Below are 19,313 nucleotides of genomic sequence, written 5' to 3'. Positions count from 1 at the left end.
TGCCGACATCTGGACACACTCAGTTACGCCACGTTGGCAATTGGCAACAACTAGACGCCCCAACTTGGTGCGCATGCAGGCCTGCCAAAGCTTCCGCGCCACCTCAGCTTGTCAGTGCAAAACATTGATGCTATGGTGCTTTTTACATATTTTCACGCGCCGGGGCGGGACCAGACCATGACAAAAAAAGCATCGCTCGTCCGAGCCGCAAAAAATCCTCATCAGTTGTTGGCAAACATGCATCGTTGGAAATTCTCTGTCCTGGCGGCCGCGGCCGTGGCGTCGGCTGGCTTTTATGCCACGGACGCATCCGCTTTGGCGCTGGGGCGCATCACTGTGCAGTCTGCCTTGGGCGAGCCTCTTCGCGCCGAAATCGACCTGCCCCAGATCACCCCGGCCGAAGCCGAATCGCTGCGCGCCACCACGGCGTCTCCCGATGTGTTCCGCGCCCAGGGCATGGAATACACGCAGTCCATGAACAACCTGCAGATCCAGCTGCAGCGCCGCCCCGACGGCACCGCCGTCCTTCGCCTGTCGAGCGACCGCGCGGTGAACGAGCCTTTCCTGGATTTGGTGCTGGACGCCAACTGGGGCTCTGGCCGCATCGTGCGCAGCTACACCATGCTGTTCGATCCGCCAGCGATGCGCCGCCCCGCGCCGTCGGTGACGGCATCGCCCCAGATTTCCGCCCCGGCCGCCCAGAGCGCACCCGCAGTGCGCGCGCCGGTCACTCCCCGTGTGACCGAGCCTTCCACGGCAGCTGCACCGCCAGCCCCACGCCCCGCGGCAGCGCCCCGCACCGCTCCGGCAGACGGCGTCACGGTGCAGTCTGGCGATACCGCCGGCCGCCTTGCCAATGCTTACCGTCCTTCGGGCGTATCACTCGACCAGATGCTGGTCGCCATGATGCGCGCCAACCCTGATGCCTTCATCCAGGGCAACGTCAATCGCCTGCGGGCAGGCGCCGTGCTGCAGATGCCGAGCGAAAGCGCCGCACAGGCCACGCCGGCCCCTGAAGCCCGCCAGATCCTGGCCGCCCAGGCCCGCGACTTCAACGACTTCCGCCGCAAGCTGGCGGGCGCCGCGCCTTCCACCGCCGTCGCCGCAGCCGAGCGCTCGGCATCGGGCTCCGTGCAGACACGGGTCGAAGACAAGAAGCCTGCAACGGCCGCCCCCGACAAGCTCACGCTGTCCAAGGGCTCCGTCAAGGGCCAGAAGGCGGCAGAAGACCAAGTCGCCAAGGACAAGCAGGCCAGCGAAGCCGCCACGCGGATGGCCGAGCTCTCCAAGAACATCACGGACCTGAACAAACTGGGCGCCGCCTCGGCACCCGCTGGCAGCTCCGCCACGCCCGCTGCGGCAGCACCAGCTGCGGCAGCCAGTGCCCCCGCGGCCGTGGCTGTGCAAACCCCGGCAGTGCCCGCCACACCCACAGCGCCTGCAGCGCCAGAAACCACGGCATCGGCCCCGGTCGATACCGCCGCGCCGGCCAGTGCACCTGGCGATGCCGCCACGCCCGCAGAGGCAGCGTCCGAGCCCGCCTCGGCACCGGCATCGGCGCCCGTACGCACCCCTGTGCCTGTTCCGGCACCTGCTCCCGCAGAGGAATCGAGCTTCCTCTCGGGCCTCATGGACGACCCGATCCTGCCATTGGCCGCTGGAGGCCTGCTGGCACTGCTGCTGGGCTATGGCGCCTACCGCGTGGTGCAGCGCCGCCGCCAGAACAACGGTGTGGACAGCTCCTTCCTCGAAAGCCGCATCCAGCCCGACTCGTTCTTCGGCGCCAGCGGTGGACAGCGTGTCGATACCGCCAACAGCGAAATGACCACGGGCTCGTCCATGGCCTACTCGCCCAGCCAGCTCGATGCCGGCGGCGATGTGGACCCTGTGGCCGAAGCCGATGTGTACCTGGCCTATGGCCGCGACCTGCAGGCCGAGGAAATCCTCAAGGAAGCCATTCGCCACAACCCGGCCCGCGTGTCGGTGCACGTGAAGCTGGGCGAGATCTACGCCAAGCGCCAGGACCGCAAGGCCCTGGAAGCCGTGGCGGGCGACGTGTTCAAGCTCACGCAGGGCGAGGGTCCTGACTGGGCCCGCATTGCCGAACTGGGCCGCGACCTGGACCCCGACAACCGCCTGTACCAGCCCGGCGGCCGCCCCGGCCTGGCCGAAGACGAATCGCCATCGCTGCCACCCGGCGGCTTCCCGAGCACCTTCACGGGCAGCACCGCAGCGGCAGCCACTGCAGCGCTGCCTCCAGACCTGGATCTGGACCTTGACCTGGACTTGCCCGACGATGCGTTGACCGATGCACCGTCGGCAGCACCTGCAGCGCCCGGCGGCTTCGCCGCAGCGGCTGCGGCAGCATCTGCTGGCCGTGCGGCCCCTGCCGCCGAAGAGCCTTCGACGCTGCGCTCGGGTCTGGACATGCCAGACCTGCCGTCCGCCACTGCGCCGGCATGGAACTCTCCCGACACGGCGCCCAGCCCCATGACGGCAGCGCCTCCCAGCGCCAACCTGGACTTCCCGAGCGTGGACGACCTGTCGATGGCGCCTTCCGGCCCCATCCCGCTGTCGGCCCAGGCACAGGACTCCGGTCCCATGGAGTTCGATCTCGGCGATCTGTCGCTGGACCTGAATGCGCCCTCCACCCCCATGGCCGCGCCAGCGCCCAAGGCCGTCGTGCCCGCTCCTGCGTCGCTGGACGATTTCGCCAGCGCCCAGGACGACCCGCTGGCCACCAAGCTGGCATTGGCCGAAGAGTTCAACGCCATTGGCGACACGGACGGCGCCCGCACGCTGATCGAAGAAGTGGTGGCCGAATCCAGCGGCGCCCTCAAGACCCGCGCCCAGCGCATGCTGGCCGAACTGGGCTGATGCGGCCGGGTTTTCTCCGCACGGCGTCCTTCCCCCTCACCCAGGCCGCCCCATGACACGGGTGGCACTGGGGGTCAGCTACAACGGCCAGGCGTACAGCGGCTGGCAAAGCCAGCTGTCTGGCAACACCATTCAAGACAAACTCGAAGCGGCTTTGGGCCGCTTTGCCACGCACCCCGTCAGCACGCTGTGCGCAGGCCGCACCGATGCCGGTGTCCACGGGCTGATGCAGGTGGTGCACTTTGACACCGGGCTCGACCGCGCAGCCTCGTCGTGGGTGCGCGGCACCAACACCTTCCTTCCCCCAGACATTGCGGTGCAGTGGGCCCAGCCGGTGCCAGACCGGTTTCACGCCCGCGGCAGCGCCGTGGCCCGGCGGTATGCCTACGTGCTGCTGCAGTCGCCGGTGCGCCCCAGCGTGGACGCGGGGCGCGTGGGCTGGGTGTACCACCCGCTCGACCACGACGCCATGCGGCAGGCGGCAGACCAGTTGCTCGGCGAGCACGACTTCACCTCGTTCCGCGCCTCGGCCTGCCAGGCCAGGTCGCCCGTCAAGACGCTGCAGCGCATCGACATCTCGCGCCGCGGGTTGGGCGAGCCCCACCCGGAGCTGGGCTGGAGCTCCTGCTACTGGCGTTTCGAGTTCGAAGCCAACGCGTTTTTGCACCACATGATCCGCAACATCATGGGCTGCCTGGTCGCCATCGGCCAAGGCAACCAGCCTGCGGACTGGATCGGACAGGTACTGGCAGCGCGGTCGCGCGATGCCGCCGCCCCGACGTTTTCTCCAGACGGTCTGTACTTCCAGGGCCCGCTCTACGACGCCGAATGGGGCCTGCCCCAGCGCACGGCTGCGTATGATTGGCTGCCATGACGACATCACACTCGCCCCTCTCGCAGGAAGCCCATCCTGAGCCGGCGCAGCCCGCCGCCCGCACCCGCATCAAGATCTGCGGGCTGACGCGCGAGCAGGATGTGGATGCGGCCGTGGCGGCCGGGGCCGACGCCGTCGGTTTCGTGCTGTATGCCCCCAGTCCGCGCGCGGTCACCCCGGAGCGCGCGGCCCAGCTGGCCCGCCGCCTGCCGCCCTTTGTGACGCCGGTACTGCTGTTCGTCAACGAGACTGCTACTAATGTGATAGCTGCCAGCGCCCTGATAGCGGGCGCTACCATCCAGTTTCATGGCGACGAGACGCCCGAGGACTGCCTGGCAGCCACCGGCCAGGGCGCGCGCCCCTACCTGCGGGCAGCGCGGATTCCCCTGGGTGACGGGGCGGCCCGCTTCGACCTCGTAAAATACGCCCACGATTACTCTCACGCCCAAGCCATCCTGCTCGACGCCCATGTCGACGGATACGGCGGCAGCGGCAAGGCATTCAATTGGTCACTCCTTCCACCAAGCGTCAGCTCTCACCTCGTTTTGTCTGGTGGACTCACGCCTGCAAACGTGACCGATGGCATTTTGCAAGTACGCCCGCGTTGCCACACGCTGGCGGTTGATGTCAGCTCCGGCGTCGAGGCCACGGATCCAAACAGCCCCGATGGCAAGCCCCTGAAGGGCATCAAGGACGCCGGAAAGATCCAACGGTTCATCGCCGCCGTGCGCGCGGCCGATGCCCAACTTGCAAAGAACCCTCATGAATTCCTATCAGCAACCTGATGCTTCAGGCCATTTCGGCTCCTACGGCGGCAGCTTCGTCAGCGAAACACTGACCCACGCCATCAAGGAACTGCGCGAGGCCTACGCCCGCTACCAGAACGACCCCGACTTCCTCGCCGAATTCGAATACGAGCTCAAGCACTTCGTGGGCCGCCCCTCGCCGGTCTACCACGCCGCCCGCACCAGCCGCGAGCTGGGCGGCGCGCAGATTTATCTCAAGCGCGAAGACCTCAACCACACCGGCGCCCACAAGATCAACAACGTGATCGGCCAGGCCATGCTGGCGCGCCGCATGGGCAAGCCCCGCGTGATCGCCGAAACCGGCGCGGGCCAGCACGGCGTGGCCACGGCCACCATCTGCGCGCGCTACGGCCTCGAATGCGTGGTCTACATGGGCAGCGAAGACGTCAAGCGCCAAAGCCCCAACGTCTTTCGCATGAAGCTCCTGGGTGCCACCGTGGTGCCAGTCGAGTCCGGCAGCAAGACGCTCAAGGACGCCTTGAACGAAGCCATGCGCGACTGGGTGGCCAACGTGGACAACACGTTCTACATCATCGGCACGGTGGCGGGCCCGCACCCCTATCCGATGATGGTGCGCGACTTCCAGAGCGTGATCGGCAAGGAATCCATCGAGCAGATGCCCGCCATGCTGGCCGAGCAGAAGATCGCCGCCGAGCAGCCCGATGCCGTGATCGCCTGCGTGGGCGGCGGCAGCAACGCCATGGGCATCTTCCACCCCTACATCCCGTTCGACAAGACGCGCCTGATCGGCGTGGAGGCGGCGGGCGAGGGCCTGGACAGCGGCAAGCATTCGGCATCGCTGCAGCGCGGCAGCTCGGGTGTGCTGCATGGCAACCGCACCTTCATCCTGCAGGATGCCAACGGCCAGATCACCGAGACGCACAGCATCAGCGCGGGCCTGGACTACCCCGGCGTCGGCCCTGAGCACGCCTGGTTGCAAGAAATCGGGCGTGCCGAATATGTGGGCATCACCGACCACGAAGCGCTCTCGGCCTTCCACCACATGTGCCGCACCGAAGGCATCATCCCGGCGCTGGAATCGAGCCACGCCTTCGCCTATGCCCTCAAGCTCGCGCCGACCATGCGGCCAGACCAGGCCATCCTGGTCAATCTCTCGGGCCGGGGCGACAAGGACATCGGCACCGTGGCTGACCTGTCGGGTGAAGATTTCTACGACCGCCCTTCCATGCGCGGCCTGACCGTCAAGGGCGCCCCAGGAGACGCCAAGCCATGAGCCGCATCCAGACCACCTTTGAACAGCTGAAAGCCCAGGGCCGCAAGGCGCTGATCCCGTACGTCACCGCAGGCTTCCCCTTTGCCGACATCACGCCTGCCCTCATGCACGGCATGGTGGAGGCTGGTGCCGACGTGATCGAGCTGGGCGTGCCCTTCTCCGACCCTATGGCCGACGGCCCCGTGATCCAGAAGGCTGGCGAAAAGGCGCTGGGCCTGGGTGTGGGCATGGTGCAAGTGCTCGACCATGTGCGCGAGTTCCGCAAGCGCAACACCACCACGCCCGTGGTGCTCATGGGCTACGCCAACCCGGTGGAACGCTACGACCAGGTGCACAGCCAGGCGGGCGGAGAGAGCGCCTTCGTGCGCGATGCCGCCGAAGCCGGCGTGGACGGCGTGCTCATCGTCGACTACCCGCCCGAGGAATGCGAAGCCTTCGCGGCCGACCTGCGTGCCCACGGCATGGACCTGATCTTCCTGCTGGCCCCCACCAGCACGGACGAGCGCATGGCCCAGGTGGCGCGCGTGGCCAGCGGCTATGTGTACTACGTGTCGCTCAAGGGCGTGACCGGCTCCGGCGCGCTTGATACCGCGGCCGTGGAGCAGATGCTGCCCCGCATCCGCGAGCATGTGCACATCCCTGTCGGCGTGGGTTTCGGCATCCGCGACGCAGCCACGGCCCAGGCCATCGGCAAGGTGGCGGACGCGGTGGTCATCGGCAGCCGCATCATCCAGCTGATCGAAGACCAGGAGCACGCCAAGGTGGTGCCCCTGACCATCGACTTCCTGCGCGGCATCCGCAAGGCGCTAGACGCGTAAAATAAAGAGCATCCCCCTGAGCGGCTTTGCCGCTTCCCCCTTCTCTCGCGCTTTGCGCGGGAAGGGGGACGCTCCCTGCGCGGCGGGGCGGCCCTTGCGCGGGAGCCCTGGCCTTTAGGCCGCGCCAGTTTCAAGGCCGTGCCGCCACTGGCCCATTCACACAGAGGAAAACCATGTCCTGGCTCGAAAAACTTCTGCCCTCCAAGATCCAGCAAACCGACCCCACCGAGCGCCGCCAGGTGCCCGAAGGCCTGTGGATCAAGTGCCCGAGCTGCGAGACGGTGCTCTACAAGTCCGACCTGGAACAAAACCAGAACGTCTGCCCCCACTGCAGCCACCACCACCGCATCGGCGCCCGCCCGCGTCTCAATTCGTTCCTCGACGCCGAAGGCCGCTACGAGATCGGCCAGGAAGTACTGCCTGTGGACGCCCTCAAGTTCAAAGACAGCCGCAAGTACCCCGAGCGCCTGAAAGAGGCCCTGGAGAACACCGGCGAGACCGATGCCCTCATCGTCATCGGTGGCGCGGTCAAGAGCATCAACGTGGTGGTCGCTTGCTTCGAGTTCGACTTCATGGGCGGCTCCATGGGCTCCGTGGTCGGTGAGCGCTTTGTGCGCGGCGTGGAAACCGCCATCGAGCAGAAGGTGCCCTTCATCTGCTTTACCGCCACCGGCGGTGCGCGCATGCAGGAAGGCCTGCTGTCCCTGATGCAGATGGCCAAGACCAATGCAGCGCTGACCCGCTTGGCCAAGAAGGGCCTGCCCTACATCAGCGTGCTGACCGACCCGACCATGGGCGGCGTGAGCGCCGGCTTCGCCTTCGTGGGCGACATCGTGATCGCCGAGCCCAAGGCGCTGATCGGCTTTGCTGGCCCCCGCGTGATCGAATCCACCGTGCGCGTGACCCTGCCCGAGGGCTTCCAGCGCGCCGAGTTCCTGCAGACCAAGGGTGCCGTCGATTTCATCTGCGACCGCCGCGAGCTGCGCAACACCGTGGCCAGCAGCCTGGCCATGCTGCAGCGCCTGCCGGCCGACGCTGTCATGTGATGCTGATGCGGTGCTGATGTAGTGCCAGCAACGGCGTGATGCACGGCTGCGCCGTCGGTTCGCAGCAATATAACTATATTTTTGATAGCAATAAGGCCTCACCGAACAAGCGGTAGAGGCCTTTTTTATGGGTATTTTTTGCTGTTCAGCGCATGGTCAACGCATGACAATGGCCTGCAGATGGCCCAGGACGATCATCACCACCTGCAGCAGCACCAGCACCACCAGGGGCGACAGGTCGATGCCGCCCACCAGCGGGATGATGCGGCGAAACGGCCGCAGCACCGGCTCGCACAGCCGGGCGATGACATCCGACAGCGGCGAGCGCGCCTGCACCCACGACATCACCGCGTAGACGATCAGCAGGCCGATCAGCCCCGACACCGCCACACGGGCCAGCCCGAACAGCGCGAGCCACGGCAGCCAGGCCCACGCCGAAGCGGCCCCAATGGCGCCCAGCAGCAGGGCGAGCAGGAAGTACTGCGTGAGCTGCAGTAGCACCGCGGCCACCAGGCTCGACACATCCAGCCGTCCCACCGGTGGAATCACCTTGCGCAGCGGCAGGATGAGCCAGTCCGTGAGGGCAAAGATCAGTCCACCCACGGGGTTAGCGAACGGAATGCGCTGCCACTGCATGTACAGCCGCAGCAGGCACGCCCCCGTGAGCAGGCCACCGATAACGTCGAGCAGGAAGGATGCGATCTGAAAGAGCATGGGGATGAGACAAAAACAGGTGGGTGGCGCTGAAAGGACGCTGTGTCATGGGATGATAGCGACGTAGGGTGTTCCCCCATCGGTTTCCAAGGATCGCCCGGCCCGCCTGCCTGTGCAGCCCGGGTTTTGCGCGGTGAAGTGCGAACGTTGGGTCATGCTTGCGTCGGCGGGCAACGAGGCGGTTGCACGATGCGATGTTGCCCACGCAGCGGCTGCGAGCCTCCCCTCCGGCCCTGATGACAGGTCGACAGGCAGGCGGGTGGCCCAGCCAGCCGCCGAAGCCTGACGTCCTGACAACCACCGGGGCCCGTGGGCAACCCGCAGCGCCTGCCGGCGTTTTTGGAAACCGACATGAACATGCTGCCCTTCGTCATCTCAGATTCATGACCCAGCCTCTCACACTGTCCTCCCTGCCCCTTTTCCCACTGGGCTCCGTGCTCTTTCCGGGCGGCGTGCTGGCCCTGCGCGTGTTCGAGGTGCGCTACCTCGACATGGTGCGCAAGTGCCAACAGGCGGGTGCGCCGTTCGGCGTGGTGTCGCTCACCCAGGGGCGCGAGGTGCGGCAGGCCGGCGCACCGGACGAGCAGTTCAACGATGTCGGCACGCTGGCCGTCATCGAGCAGATCGACACCCCGCAGCCTGGGCTGATCACGCTGGTGTGCCGCGGCAGCCAGCGCTTTCGCATCACGCAGCGCAGCCTGTTGCCGCACGGCCTGTGGATCGCCGATGTCGACCACCTCGACCAGGACATGGCTGTGTCCATTCCGCCCGATTTGCACAAAGCCTCGACCGCCCTGGCCCAGGTGCTGCATACCCTGCAGCAGCGCGACCCCGACGCGCCCACGTCCATCGTCCCCACGGCAGCGCAACTCGACGATTGCGGCTGGGTGGCCAACCGCTGGTGTGAACTGCTGCCTGTGCCCCTGGAACTCAAGCAGCGATTGATGGAGCTGGACAACCCGCTGGTTCGGCTGGAGCTGGTCGGCGACGTGCTGGAGCGCACCGGCATTGCACCCACGCAATGATGAGCGGCGAGGCCCTCGTCGTCCGCACACGCCGACTTTTCTGCAGTCCATGCTGAACCGCATCCTGGGCTGGTCCCGTGCAGCCAAACGCCTGGTGGTGGTCGCCATGGACGTGTGCCTGGGCGTTGCCGCCATGTGGCTCGCGTTCACGCTGCGGCTGGACACCTTCCACTGGCCGCAGGGCATGCAGTGGCTGGCCTACGGGCTCGCCCCCGCGCTCGCGTTTCCCATCTTCGCCAAGCTGGGGCTGTACCGCGCCATCTTCCGCTACACCGGCATCACCGCGCTCATCACCACCGGCAAGGCCGTGGCGATTTATGGCGCGCTGCTGCTGGCCTGCCTGCTCGCGGCGCAATGGGAGGGCGTGCCCCGCAGCGTCGGCATCCTGCAGCCGCTGCTGTTCATGCTGCTGGTGGGCGCCAGCCGCGCACTGGGCTGGCTGGCCCTGGCGGGCCGCAGCCGCCACGCGCCGTACCGCCTGCTGATCTACGGTGCCGGCAACGCCGGGGCCCAGACTGCAGCGGGCCTGGGCAACATGCGCCAGTACCTGCTCAAAGGCTTTGTGGACGACGACGCCAGCAAGATCGGCCGCAGCATCAACGGCGTGCGCGTGCACTCGCCGCGTGCACTCGCCGATGTGGTGCGCCGGCTCGACATCACCGACGTACTGCTCGCACTGCCCAGCACCACACGCCAGCGCCGCCGCGAGATCATCGAAGGCATGCGGGACCTGCCTGTGCGCATCCGCACCCTGCCGGGCCTGTCGGACCTGGCCAGCGGGCGCGTCACCGTCACCGACTTCCAGGAGCTGGAGATCGAGGACCTGCTGGGCCGTGAGCCCGTGGCCCCGGACCCGGGCCTGCTCGGCCGCAACCTGCAGGGCACGGTGGTGCTGGTCACCGGGGCGGGCGGCAGCATCGGCAGCGAACTGTGCCGGCAGATCGTGCGCGAGCAACCCCGGCAATTGCTGCTGGTGGACCACAGCGAATTCGCGCTCTACACCATCCACCACGAACTGCAGGCGCTGGCGCAGCAAGGCGAACACAACTGCGAGCTGGTCCCCCTGCTGGCCAACGTGACGCAGCAGGAGCGCATGGCCGACATCTGCCGCCAGTACCGGCCCGCGTCCATCTACCATGCCGCCGCGTACAAGCACGTGCCCATGGTGGAGGCCAATGCAGGCGAAGGCATTTTGAACAACGTCTTCGGCACGCTGGCCATGGTGGGGGTGGCGCTGGAGCACGGGGCCAGCCATTTCGTGCTGATTTCCACCGACAAGGCCGTGCGGCCCACCAACATCATGGGCGCCACCAAGCGGGTGGCCGAGATGGTGCTGCAGGCCGTGGCTGCGTCGCCGCGCGCACCGTTCGGTGCCGATGCTGCGGACGGACCCTGGAAATGCACCACACGCTTTTCGATGGTGCGCTTTGGCAACGTGCTGGGCTCCAGCGGCAGCGTGATCCCGCTGTTTCGCAACCAGATCGCCATGGGCGGCCCCGTCACGGTGACCCACCCGGAGGTCACGCGCTACTTCATGACCATCGCCGAGGCCGCCCAGCTGGTGCTGCAGGCGGGTGCCATGGCCGAAGGGGGCGATGTGTTCCTGCTCGACATGGGCGAGCCGCTGCAGATCCTGGATCTGGCGCAGCGCATGGTGGCGCTGTCGGGCCTGACGGTGCGCGACGCCCGGCACCCGGCGGGCGACATCGAGATCGTTTTCACCGGCCTGCGCCCCGGTGAAAAGTTGTATGAAGAACTGCTGATCGGCGACAACCCGCTGCCCACGGCCCACCCCCGCATCCTGCGGGCCCGCGAAGAGTACCGGCCCTGGGACGAACTGCAGGCCTCGTTACAGGCCTTGCGGCAGGCCGCCCAGGCGGGGGACCACGGCGCCAGGACCGCACTGCTGCGGCAGTTGGTGCCGGGCTACCAGCCCGAAGCCGCGGAAGCGCCATGAAGCCAGGGCTTGTGCGCGGCACGCTGACCCTGCTCACGGGCAGCGTTGCGGCCCATGCCATTCCACTGCTGCTGGGCCCTGCCCTCACGCGCGTCTACAGCCCCGAGGCCTACGGGCAATTTGCGCTGCTATGGGCGGTGTCCACCAACATCGCGGTGGTGGCCTGCGCGCGGTACGAGTTTGCGCTGCCGCTGGAGACCAGCGACGAGGGCGCCGCGGACCTGATGGCGTTGTGTGCGCGCATCCTGCTGGCCGTCACGGCAGCATCCGCCGCGGCAGGTGCCCTGCTGGCTTTTTGGCAAGGGATGCCATTGGCGTGGAGCCTGCCGCTGGCCGTGGCAGCGGGCGGCACCGTGCAGTGGCTCACGATGTGGGCCACGCGGGCGCAGAGGTTCGGGCTGCTGGCACTGGCCCGGCTGGTTCAGCAAGGCGGCGGCGCCATCGTGCAGCTGCTGCTCGGCCTGCTGAAGATGGGCCCGCTGGGGCTGATGCTGGGCGCAGCCACCACCGCGCTCGCCGCTGCCTGCCTGCTGGCGCGCCCGGCGCCCGCAGGCGGCTGGCCTGGGCTGTGGCGCAGGCCGCGGGCCGCCTTGGTGGCGGCTGCCCGGCGGCACCGGGACTTTCCACTGCTCAACACGCCCCACGCTTTTCTGGGCGCGCTGCAGGACACCCTCACCCTAGTGCTGGTAGCCGCCCTTACCGGCGACGCGGCGGCAGGCGTCTGGGCGCTGGCGCTGCGCTACCTCAAGGCGCCGGCCACGCTGGTGGGCGGGGCCTTGTCGCAAACCCTGTACCCGCGCCTGCTGCAGGCCAGGGGCAAGGCCGAAGCGCGCGCCATCGTGCGGCGTGCGGTGCTGGGGCTGGCGGCCATCGCGCTGCCCCTCGCAGCCGTCCTGATGGTGGGGGGCCCGTATCTCTTCACCCTGGCCTTTGGCGACCAATGGGCACAGACCGGCGAACTCGCCCGCGCCATGGCGCCTTACATCGCCCTGCATTTCATCGCCTCGCCGCTGGCGGTGGTGACCATGGCCTGGAAGGCGCAGGCCTGGGCATTGCGCCTGGCGCTCGTTGGACAATGCCTGTTCTTTGCAGGCCTCGTGCCCGGGCTGTACCTGGGCGGCCTCACCGGCGCAGGATGGGGCATTTCTGCCAGCATGCTGGCCTACTTTGGCTACTATTTCTGGGCCCTGGCGAACTGGAAGGACATCCCCCATGAGAGCGCTGCTTAACCGCTGGCGTCGCAGCCTCTGGCAGGCACTTTTCTACCGCATGGTGTTCGGCGAGCGCGATGCGGCAGGCCGCATGCTCGCGCACACGCGCATCGCGCCCAGCACCTGCATCGAAGGCGCCGAGGGCCTGCAGCTGGCGGACCATGTGTTCATCGGGCAGTTCAACTTCATCGACGCCGCCGGCGGCCTGCAGATCGGCGAAGGTGTGCAGATCACCAACTTCGTGAGCATAGTGACCCACAGCTCCCACCGCGCCATCCGCCTGCTGAGCCAGGGCTATGCCACGCACGAGGGCACCAAGCCTGGCTACATCAGCGCCCCGGTGCAGATCGGCGCCTACACCTTCATCGGCCCGCACAGCCTGATCGAGGCGGGATCGCGCCTGGGCAAGGGGGTGGTGGTATGCGCCTATGCGCAGGTGCGCGGCGAGGTGCCGGACTTCGCCATCATGGCCGGAGCTCCCGCGCGACAGGTCGGCGATGTCCGCGCGCGGGACGCGCAGTTGCTGGCGCAGTTCCCCGAGCTGGTGCCGCACTATGAATCGTGGGCGGGGCCGCTTTCGCCAGCCAGTCCGCATAGCGCCCATGACTGAGATGAAGCAGCCCACGCCCATGCGAACGCCCCCGCACCTGTGCCTGCTCGGCGACGCCACCAGCCCGCACGTCCAGCGCTGGGCACGCGAGATGCTGCAGCGCGGCTGGCGCGTATCGCTGATCACGGCCCGGCCTGCGCAGGTACCCGGCGTGGAGGTCCGCACGCTGCGGCCGGTGCGGCGCTCGGTCGACTGGCTTTTTCGCGTCCGCGAAACGCAGCGCCACGTGCGCGAGCTGGCACCCGACATCGTGCACGCCCACTACATCACGTCGTACGGGTATCTCGCGGCGCGCTGCGGCAAACACCCGCTGGTGATGACGGCCTGGGGCACCGACCTGCTGGTCACGCCGCTCAAGAGCCCGTGGATGCGCTGGCTCACGGGCTGGACACTGCGGCAAGCGGACCTCATCACCGGGGACTCGGCCAGCCTGATGGATGCCGTGGCACAGTTCGGCCCTGCCTGCCCGGCCGAAGAGATCCACTGGGGCGTGGACCTGAACCGCTTTCGCCCCTCGCCCTGGCACAGCAAGCCTGCCACGCACCTGGTGAGCCTGCGCGCCTGGGAGCCCAACTACCGCATTGCCACCATCATCGACGCCTTCGCCCGCCTGCGTGCCGGGCTGCAGGACCACGACCTGCACCTGCACCTGCTCGGTGGCGGCAGCCTGGAGCCCGCCCTGCGCCAGCAGGTGCAGGCCGCGGGGCTGCAGCAGTGCGTGCACCTGCATGGCCGGCTGGACGACGCGGGCATGGCGCGCGTGCTGGGTGATTGCAAGATCTCCATCTCGGTGCCCGACAGCGACGCCACATCGGTCGCCGTGCTCGAGAGCATGGCCTGCGGCCTGGCCGTGGTTGCCAGTGACCTGCAGGCCAACCGGCACTGGCTCGGTGCGCAATGGCTGGTGCCGGCGGGCGATGCCGCGGCGCTGGCGAGCACCTTGCGCACGCTGGTGACCGACGACGCAGCCGCCCGCGAGGCGGGTGAGCACAATGCGGCGCGCATCGCCCAACATGGCGACCGTGCCGCCCAGATGAACCGCATGCATGCGCTCTACCAGCAACTGGCAGGCGCACAGTGAACGTACCCGTGAACATGCCAGAGAACCGTGATTTGAACCCGCTGCTCATCAGCGTCATCGTGCCCTGCCGCAATGAGCGGCAGCACATCGATGCCTTCTGCGACTCGGCCATCAGCCAGGTGCTGCCTGAGGGATGGCGCATGGAAGTGCTCGTGGCCGACGGCGACAGCGACGACGGCACCCGGCAACGGCTGCAGGAGCGCTGCGCCAGCGACCCTCGGCTGGTGCTGGTGGACAACCCCGGGCGCATCGTCTCCACCGGCCTGAACGCCTGCATCGCCCGGGCCCGCGGAGCCATCATTGCGCGCCTGGACGTGCACAGCCAGTTCGCGCCCGACTACCTCGCCCAGTGCATAGCAGCCCTGTCGCGCACGGGCGCCGACAACGTGGGCGGGCCGTGGGTGGCCCGCGGCACCGGCCGCACGGGCGCGGCGGTGGCGGCGGCCTTCCAGTGCCGGTGGGTGGTGGGCGGCGCCCGGTCGCGCGATGTGCAGTTCGAAGGCGCGGTGGACACCGTGTACCTGGGCTGCTGGCCACGCAGCGTGTTCGAGCGCTACGGCCCCTTCGATGAAGCCCTGGTGCGCAACCAGGACGATGAGCACAACCTGCGGCTGCGGCTGGCCGGCGCGCGCATCTGGCAGAGCCGGCTGATCCGCTCCACCTACCATCCGCGCAACTCGCTGCGGCACCTGTTCTCGCAGCAGCGGCAGTACGGCTACTGGCGCCCCTTCGTCATGCGCAAGCACGGCCAGCCGGGGGCCCTGCGCCAGCTCGTGCCGGCCATCTTCGTGGCGGCGGCGATCGCCACCACGGCCCTGCTGCCCTGGACGGCGCTGCCCTTGGCGGGGCTGGCTCTGGCGTACGGCAGCTATCTGCTGGCTGCGTCCGTGGCAGCAGCCCGGGCTGCGAGCGACTGGGCCCTGCTGCCGCGCCTGCCAGCGGCGATTGCGGCTTTCCATGTGGGCTACGGCCTGGGCACCTGGCGCGGCCTGTGGGACATCGTGCGGTCGCGCACACCGTCGGCCGACTTTGCACGGATCACCCGATGACGATGCAAGAACCGCAGGCCGTCAAAGACCGCTATGCGCGGCGCGATGCGGCCGCCGACGAGGCCCGCTACAGCCTGTATGGCAATGCGGCCGCGCTGCAGGCCCAGCAGGAGCGCCTGCGCGCCATCGTGCGCGCCTGGGCAGGCCATGGCTGGACGAACCTGGGCAACCGGCGCATGCTGGAAGTCGGCTGCGGCAGCGGAGGCAATCTGCAGGACCTCATCCGCCTGGGCGCCACCCCGGGCCACTTGACCGGCATCGAACTTCTGCCCGAGCGTGCAGCACTGGCGCGGGACCTCCTGCCCGGTTCGGTCACCCTGCTGGAGGGCGATGCGTGCCGCGCCGATGTGCCGCCCGCCAGCCAGGATGCGGTGCTCGCCTTCACGCTGTTCAGTTCACTGCTCGACGCTGCCTTCCGCCGCGAAATGGCGGAGACCCTGTGGCGCTGGGTGGCACCGGGCGGGGGCGTGCTGGTGTACGACTTTGTGGTGGACAATCCCCGCAACCCCGACGTCCGGCGTGTCCCGTTGCAGGAGCTGCAATCCCTGTTCCGCGGGGCGCAACTGCAATCGCACCGGTTGACGCTGGCGCCTCCCATCGCGCGGCGGCTGCCGGCGTGGATGATTGCACCGGCATCGCAACTGCTGCATCCGCTGCGCACCCACCGCCTGACCTGGGTGGCCAAACCTTGAAGATGAACACTACCGCACACACCCGTCGCCCCGCGCATGCCGCACACAGGGCGCTGCACCGCATATGAAGATCACTGTCATTGGCACAGGGTACGTAGGCCTCGTCACGGGCGCATGCCTTGCAGAGATGGGCAACCACGTCGTGTGCATGGACCACGATGCCGACCGCATCGGTGCGCTGCGCGAGGGGCACATCCCCATCCACGAACCGGGCCTGTCTGACATCGTGGTGCGCAATGCGCGAGCGGGGCGGCTGGAGTTCACGACTGATGTCGTCCAGGCCGTCGCGCACGGCGTGATCCAGATGATCGCCGTGGGCACGCCGTCTGGCGAAGACGGGTCGGCCGACCTGCAGCACGTGCTGGCCGCCGCGCGGGCCGTGGCGCAGCACATGGACCAGTACAAGCTGGTGGTCACCAAGAGCACCGTGCCCGTGGGCACCGCCGACAAGGTGCGCCAAGCCATGGATGTGGTGCTGGCCGAGCGCGCCACGCAATCCGCCTACTCCATCGCATCGAACCCGGAATTTTTGAAAGAAGGCTCTGCCGTGCAGGACTTCATGCGGCCCGACCGCGTGATCGTCGGCACCAGCGATACCGAGGCCGCCAGCCGCCTGCACACGCTGTATGCGCCCTTCATGCGCAACCGCGACCGCTTCGTGGTGATGGACGTGCGCAGCGCGGAGTTCACCAAGTACGCGGCCAACGCGATGCTGGCCACGCGCATCAGCTTCATGAACGAGCTGGCACTGCTGTCAGAAACGCTGGGCGTCGACATCGAACATGTGCGCAATGGCATGGGGATGGACCCGCGCATCGGCACGCATTTTCTGTACGCCGGGGCCGGCTATGGCGGCTCGTGCTTCCCCAAGGATGTGAGCGCGCTGCTCAAGACCGCCTCGGACCATGGGCACCATTTGCAGGTCCTCGAAGGCGTCAAGGCCGTCAACGACCGGCAAAAAGGGGTGCTGGTGCGCAAGGTGCTCGCGCGCTTCGGGCCCGACCTGAGCGGCCTGCGATTCGCGCTGTGGGGCCTGGCCTTCAAGCCGGGCACGGACGACATGCGCGAAGCGCCGAGCCTCACCGTCATCCACGACCTGCTGCAGCGGGGGGCCGAGGTCTGCGCGTACGACCCGGTGGCCATCGCGCAGGCGCGCAAGAGGCTGGGCGACCGCCAAGGCCTGCACTTTGCAGACAGCGCCAATGCAGCGCTGGACGGCGCCACCGCGCTCATCATCGTGACGGAATGGAAAGAGTTTCGCAGCCCCGACTTCGACCACATCGCGGCCACGCTGCGCGCACCGGTCATCTTCGACGGCCGCAATCTTTTCGAGCCTGCCGAGATGAAGGCCCTGGGCCTTGAATACCACCCCATCGGCCGCGCCGCGCCCTGACCCGGCCTGCCCCATCGATCGCCCACCGAGCCCCCATGCCTCAACCATCCACCCCTTCTTCGCCGCCCAGTTTCATCCCTTTCGCCAGGCCGGACATCGGGCCTGCCGAGATCGAGGCGACCACTGCAGCCATGCGCTCGGGATGGGTGACGACGGGGCCCAAGACCAAAGAGTTCGAGCAGGCGTTCGTGCAGTACCTGGGCGGCAATGGGCTACAGGGAATTGCGGTCAACTCCGCCACCGCAGGCCTGCACCTGGCCCTGGAAGCCCTGGGCATCGGACCTGGCGACGAAGTGATCGCCCCCACGCTGACATTCACTGCCACGGTCGAGGTGGTTCGCTACCTGGGCGCCGACCCCGTACTCGTAGACGTGGACCCGGTGACGCTGAACATCGACCCTGCCAAGATCCGCGCCGCCATCACGCCGCGGACCAAGGCCATCATGCCGGTGCACTATGGCGGACTGGCCTGCGAGATGGGCGAGATCCTTGCCATCGCCAAGGAGCATGGGCTCAAGGTGGTCGAAGACGCGGCCCATGCCCTGCCCACCACCTGGCAGGGCCAGCTGGTGGGGCAACTGCAGTCCGATGTGACCGTGTTCAGCTTCTACGCCAACAAGACCATCACCACGGGCGAGGGCGGCATGGCGGTCACGTGCGATCCGCAGTTGGCCCAACGCATGCGCGTGATGCGCCTGCACGGCATGAACCGCGATGCATTCGACCGCTTCACGTCCAAAACACCGGCCTGGTACTACGAGGTGGTGGCACCGGGCTTCAAATACAACATGACGGACATCGCAGCCGCCATGGGCGTGGAGCAGCTCGCGCGCCTGCCGGGCTTTGTGCAGCGGCGCCAATACCTGGCGGCGCGGTACCACCAGCAGCTGGCCACGTTGCCGCTGATGCTGCCCGCGGACGCGCCCGCTGGCGACACGCATGCCTGGCACCTGTATGTCATTCGTTTGCGCCAAGGCGCACGCCTGGGCCGCGACGACGTGATCCAGGCCCTGTCGGACCGGGGAATCGGCACCAGCGTCCACTATGTACCCCTGCACCGTCACCCCTATTGGCGCGACCGCTACCAGCTCACACCAGAGATGTTCCCCGACGCCGACGCGGCCTACCAGTCGATGATCAGCATCCCCCTGTTCACCGCGATGAGCGATGCCGACCAGGACCGCGTGATCGCAGCGCTGCACGAGGTGCTGGGCTGACCGACCCCATGCCCAAGCGCCTGTTCGACCTGGCCTTCTCCGCGCTGGCGCTGGTGCTGCTGGCGCCGGTGCTGGTGGCCGTGGCGCTGTGGGTCCGGCTCGACTCGGCCGGTGGCATTTTCTTTCGGCAAACCCGCATCGGCCGTGCCGGGCAGCCGTTTCGCATCTATAAGTTCCGCACCATGCAAGCCGGTGCCGATGCGGCGGGCCCCGCCATCACAGTGGGGGCGGACGCCCGCATCACCCGCGCAGGCCACTGGCTGCGGCGCACCAAACTCGACGAACTGCCGCAGTTCATCAACGTGCTGGTGGGAGACATGAGCATCGTGGGCCCGCGGCCCGAGGTGGCCCGCTATGTGGCGCTGTACCCCGATGCACTGCGGGACATCGTGCTGAGCGTGCGGCCGGGCATCACCGACATGGCCTCCATCGAGTTCCGCGACGAGAGCACGCTGCTGGGCCAGAGCAGCGATCCCGAGCGGACCTACGTGCAAGAAATTCTGCCCATCAAGCTGCAGTACGCGGCCCGGTACGCCCGCGCGCACACCCTCTGGGGCGACCTGAAAATCATCGCGCAGACAGCCGGCGCACTGTGGGGCGGACGCTCGCACAGGGACATGGCGCCAAAAGACGGCACATAGCCGATAAAATGAGGGGTTTGGCCGAACCCTGCCTTTGCGGAGCCCGGCCCCAATTCACGCCACCGTAC

At 67.8% G+C, this 19,313-nt stretch carries 17 protein-coding genes; 16 read left to right on the top strand and 1 reads right to left on the bottom strand.

Annotated elements, in window-relative coordinates:
• The first annotated feature begins 237 nt into the window (after nt 1–237).
• The 6 genes from ACSQ3N_RS08390 to accD all read left to right on the top strand — a co-directional run bounded on the left by ACSQ3N_RS08390 (nt 238) and on the right by accD (nt 7,655).
• Nucleotides 238–2,877 carry a FimV/HubP family polar landmark protein gene (locus ACSQ3N_RS08390; RefSeq protein WP_056162208.1) on the top strand — a complete coding sequence of 880 codons (2,640 nt, stop codon included), beginning with the start codon at nt 238–240 and terminating at the stop codon, nt 2,875–2,877.
• Nucleotides 2,878–2,929: 52 nt separating this feature from the next.
• Nucleotides 2,930–3,751, top strand: a complete 822-nt coding sequence (gene truA, locus ACSQ3N_RS08385) for a tRNA pseudouridine(38-40) synthase TruA (RefSeq protein ID WP_436146041.1) — start codon at nt 2,930–2,932, stop codon at nt 3,749–3,751.
• A complete protein-coding gene (locus ACSQ3N_RS08380; RefSeq protein ID WP_082516697.1) occupies nt 3,748–4,536 on the top strand; it encodes a phosphoribosylanthranilate isomerase in 789 nt (262 codons plus the stop codon). Before truA ends, ACSQ3N_RS08380 begins: the two co-directional genes overlap by 4 nt.
• Entirely contained in the window at nt 4,514–5,791 is a 1,278-nt protein-coding gene (gene trpB / locus ACSQ3N_RS08375; protein WP_056162203.1) for a tryptophan synthase subunit beta, read from the top strand. The genes ACSQ3N_RS08380 and trpB overlap by 23 nt, the downstream gene beginning before the upstream one ends.
• Entirely contained in the window at nt 5,788–6,609 is an 822-nt protein-coding gene (gene trpA, locus ACSQ3N_RS08370) for a tryptophan synthase subunit alpha (protein WP_056162200.1), read from the top strand. The genes trpB and trpA overlap by 4 nt, the downstream gene beginning before the upstream one ends.
• A gap of 173 nt (nt 6,610–6,782) precedes the next feature.
• Entirely contained in the window at nt 6,783–7,655 is an 873-nt protein-coding gene (accD, locus tag ACSQ3N_RS08365) for an acetyl-CoA carboxylase, carboxyltransferase subunit beta (RefSeq protein WP_056162197.1), read from the top strand.
• A gap of 156 nt (nt 7,656–7,811) precedes the next feature.
• Here the strand turns inward: accD and ACSQ3N_RS08360 are convergent, their stop codons facing one another.
• Nucleotides 7,812–8,369 (bottom strand): YggT family protein, encoded by a 558-nt coding sequence (locus ACSQ3N_RS08360; RefSeq protein WP_056162192.1) that lies wholly within the window; start codon nt 8,367–8,369, stop codon nt 7,812–7,814.
• 383 nt (nt 8,370–8,752) lie between these two features.
• Here ACSQ3N_RS08360 and ACSQ3N_RS08355 point away from each other — a divergent pair, with 383 nt between their 5' ends.
• From ACSQ3N_RS08355 to ACSQ3N_RS08310, 10 genes are all read left to right on the top strand, one after another.
• Nucleotides 8,753–9,394 (top strand): LON peptidase substrate-binding domain-containing protein, encoded by a 642-nt coding sequence (locus ACSQ3N_RS08355; protein ID WP_436146040.1) that lies wholly within the window; start codon nt 8,753–8,755, stop codon nt 9,392–9,394.
• A 49-nt stretch (nt 9,395–9,443) separates the two neighbouring features.
• On the top strand, nt 9,444–11,351 hold the full coding sequence (locus ACSQ3N_RS08350) for a polysaccharide biosynthesis protein (protein ID WP_436146039.1): 1,908 nt from the start codon (nt 9,444–9,446) through the stop codon (nt 11,349–11,351).
• A complete protein-coding gene (locus ACSQ3N_RS08345) occupies nt 11,348–12,580 on the top strand; it encodes a lipopolysaccharide biosynthesis protein (protein WP_436146038.1) in 1,233 nt (410 codons plus the stop codon). Before ACSQ3N_RS08350 ends, ACSQ3N_RS08345 begins: the two co-directional genes overlap by 4 nt.
• A complete protein-coding gene (locus ACSQ3N_RS08340; RefSeq protein ID WP_436146037.1) occupies nt 12,564–13,172 on the top strand; it encodes an acyltransferase in 609 nt (202 codons plus the stop codon). The genes ACSQ3N_RS08345 and ACSQ3N_RS08340 overlap by 17 nt, the downstream gene beginning before the upstream one ends.
• A complete protein-coding gene (locus ACSQ3N_RS08335) occupies nt 13,165–14,253 on the top strand; it encodes a glycosyltransferase (RefSeq protein WP_436146036.1) in 1,089 nt (362 codons plus the stop codon). The genes ACSQ3N_RS08340 and ACSQ3N_RS08335 overlap by 8 nt, the downstream gene beginning before the upstream one ends.
• A 14-nt stretch (nt 14,254–14,267) precedes the next feature.
• Nucleotides 14,268–15,302, top strand: a complete 1,035-nt coding sequence (locus tag ACSQ3N_RS08330) for a glycosyltransferase family 2 protein (RefSeq protein ID WP_436146035.1) — start codon at nt 14,268–14,270, stop codon at nt 15,300–15,302.
• Complete coding sequence (locus ACSQ3N_RS08325) at nt 15,299–15,994, top strand: class I SAM-dependent methyltransferase (protein WP_436146034.1); 696 nt, start codon at nt 15,299–15,301, stop codon at nt 15,992–15,994. The genes ACSQ3N_RS08330 and ACSQ3N_RS08325 overlap by 4 nt, the downstream gene beginning before the upstream one ends.
• Before the next feature lie 64 nt (nt 15,995–16,058).
• Complete coding sequence (locus tag ACSQ3N_RS08320; protein ID WP_056162174.1) at nt 16,059–17,387, top strand: UDP-glucose dehydrogenase family protein; 1,329 nt, start codon at nt 16,059–16,061, stop codon at nt 17,385–17,387.
• Between the two features lie 35 nt (nt 17,388–17,422).
• Nucleotides 17,423–18,604 (top strand): DegT/DnrJ/EryC1/StrS family aminotransferase, encoded by a 1,182-nt coding sequence (locus ACSQ3N_RS08315; protein ID WP_056162158.1) that lies wholly within the window; start codon nt 17,423–17,425, stop codon nt 18,602–18,604.
• A gap of 8 nt (nt 18,605–18,612) precedes the next feature.
• Nucleotides 18,613–19,245 carry a sugar transferase gene (locus tag ACSQ3N_RS08310; protein ID WP_056162156.1) on the top strand — a complete coding sequence of 211 codons (633 nt, stop codon included), beginning with the start codon at nt 18,613–18,615 and terminating at the stop codon, nt 19,243–19,245.
• The last annotated feature ends 68 nt before the right edge of the window (nt 19,246–19,313 follow it).

The sequence above is a fragment of the Acidovorax sp. LjRoot194 genome (assembly GCF_964253015.1).
Taxonomy (GTDB): domain Bacteria; phylum Pseudomonadota; class Gammaproteobacteria; order Burkholderiales; family Burkholderiaceae_C; genus Acidovorax.
This window is presented reverse-complemented; position numbering and strand designations above follow the sequence as displayed.

Coding starts and splice junctions, on each gene's coding strand:
- ACSQ3N_RS08390 (WP_056162208.1), top strand. CDS start 238: ATGCATCGTTGGAAATTCTCTGTCCTGGCGGCCGCGGCCGTGGCGTCG.
- truA (WP_436146041.1), top strand. CDS start 2,930: ATGACACGGGTGGCACTGGGGGTCAGCTACAACGGCCAGGCGTACAGC.
- ACSQ3N_RS08380 (WP_082516697.1), top strand. CDS start 3,748: ATGACGACATCACACTCGCCCCTCTCGCAGGAAGCCCATCCTGAGCCG.
- trpB (WP_056162203.1), top strand. CDS start 4,514: ATGAATTCCTATCAGCAACCTGATGCTTCAGGCCATTTCGGCTCCTAC.
- trpA (WP_056162200.1), top strand. CDS start 5,788: ATGAGCCGCATCCAGACCACCTTTGAACAGCTGAAAGCCCAGGGCCGC.
- accD (WP_056162197.1), top strand. CDS start 6,783: ATGTCCTGGCTCGAAAAACTTCTGCCCTCCAAGATCCAGCAAACCGAC.
- ACSQ3N_RS08360 (WP_056162192.1), bottom strand. CDS start 8,369: ATGCTCTTTCAGATCGCATCCTTCCTGCTCGACGTTATCGGTGGCCTG.
- ACSQ3N_RS08355 (WP_436146040.1), top strand. CDS start 8,753: ATGACCCAGCCTCTCACACTGTCCTCCCTGCCCCTTTTCCCACTGGGC.
- ACSQ3N_RS08350 (WP_436146039.1), top strand. CDS start 9,444: ATGCTGAACCGCATCCTGGGCTGGTCCCGTGCAGCCAAACGCCTGGTG.
- ACSQ3N_RS08345 (WP_436146038.1), top strand. CDS start 11,348: ATGAAGCCAGGGCTTGTGCGCGGCACGCTGACCCTGCTCACGGGCAGC.
- ACSQ3N_RS08340 (WP_436146037.1), top strand. CDS start 12,564: ATGAGAGCGCTGCTTAACCGCTGGCGTCGCAGCCTCTGGCAGGCACTT.
- ACSQ3N_RS08335 (WP_436146036.1), top strand. CDS start 13,165: ATGACTGAGATGAAGCAGCCCACGCCCATGCGAACGCCCCCGCACCTG.
- ACSQ3N_RS08330 (WP_436146035.1), top strand. CDS start 14,268: ATGCCAGAGAACCGTGATTTGAACCCGCTGCTCATCAGCGTCATCGTG.
- ACSQ3N_RS08325 (WP_436146034.1), top strand. CDS start 15,299: ATGACGATGCAAGAACCGCAGGCCGTCAAAGACCGCTATGCGCGGCGC.
- ACSQ3N_RS08320 (WP_056162174.1), top strand. CDS start 16,059: ATGAAGATCACTGTCATTGGCACAGGGTACGTAGGCCTCGTCACGGGC.
- ACSQ3N_RS08315 (WP_056162158.1), top strand. CDS start 17,423: ATGCCTCAACCATCCACCCCTTCTTCGCCGCCCAGTTTCATCCCTTTC.
- ACSQ3N_RS08310 (WP_056162156.1), top strand. CDS start 18,613: ATGCCCAAGCGCCTGTTCGACCTGGCCTTCTCCGCGCTGGCGCTGGTG.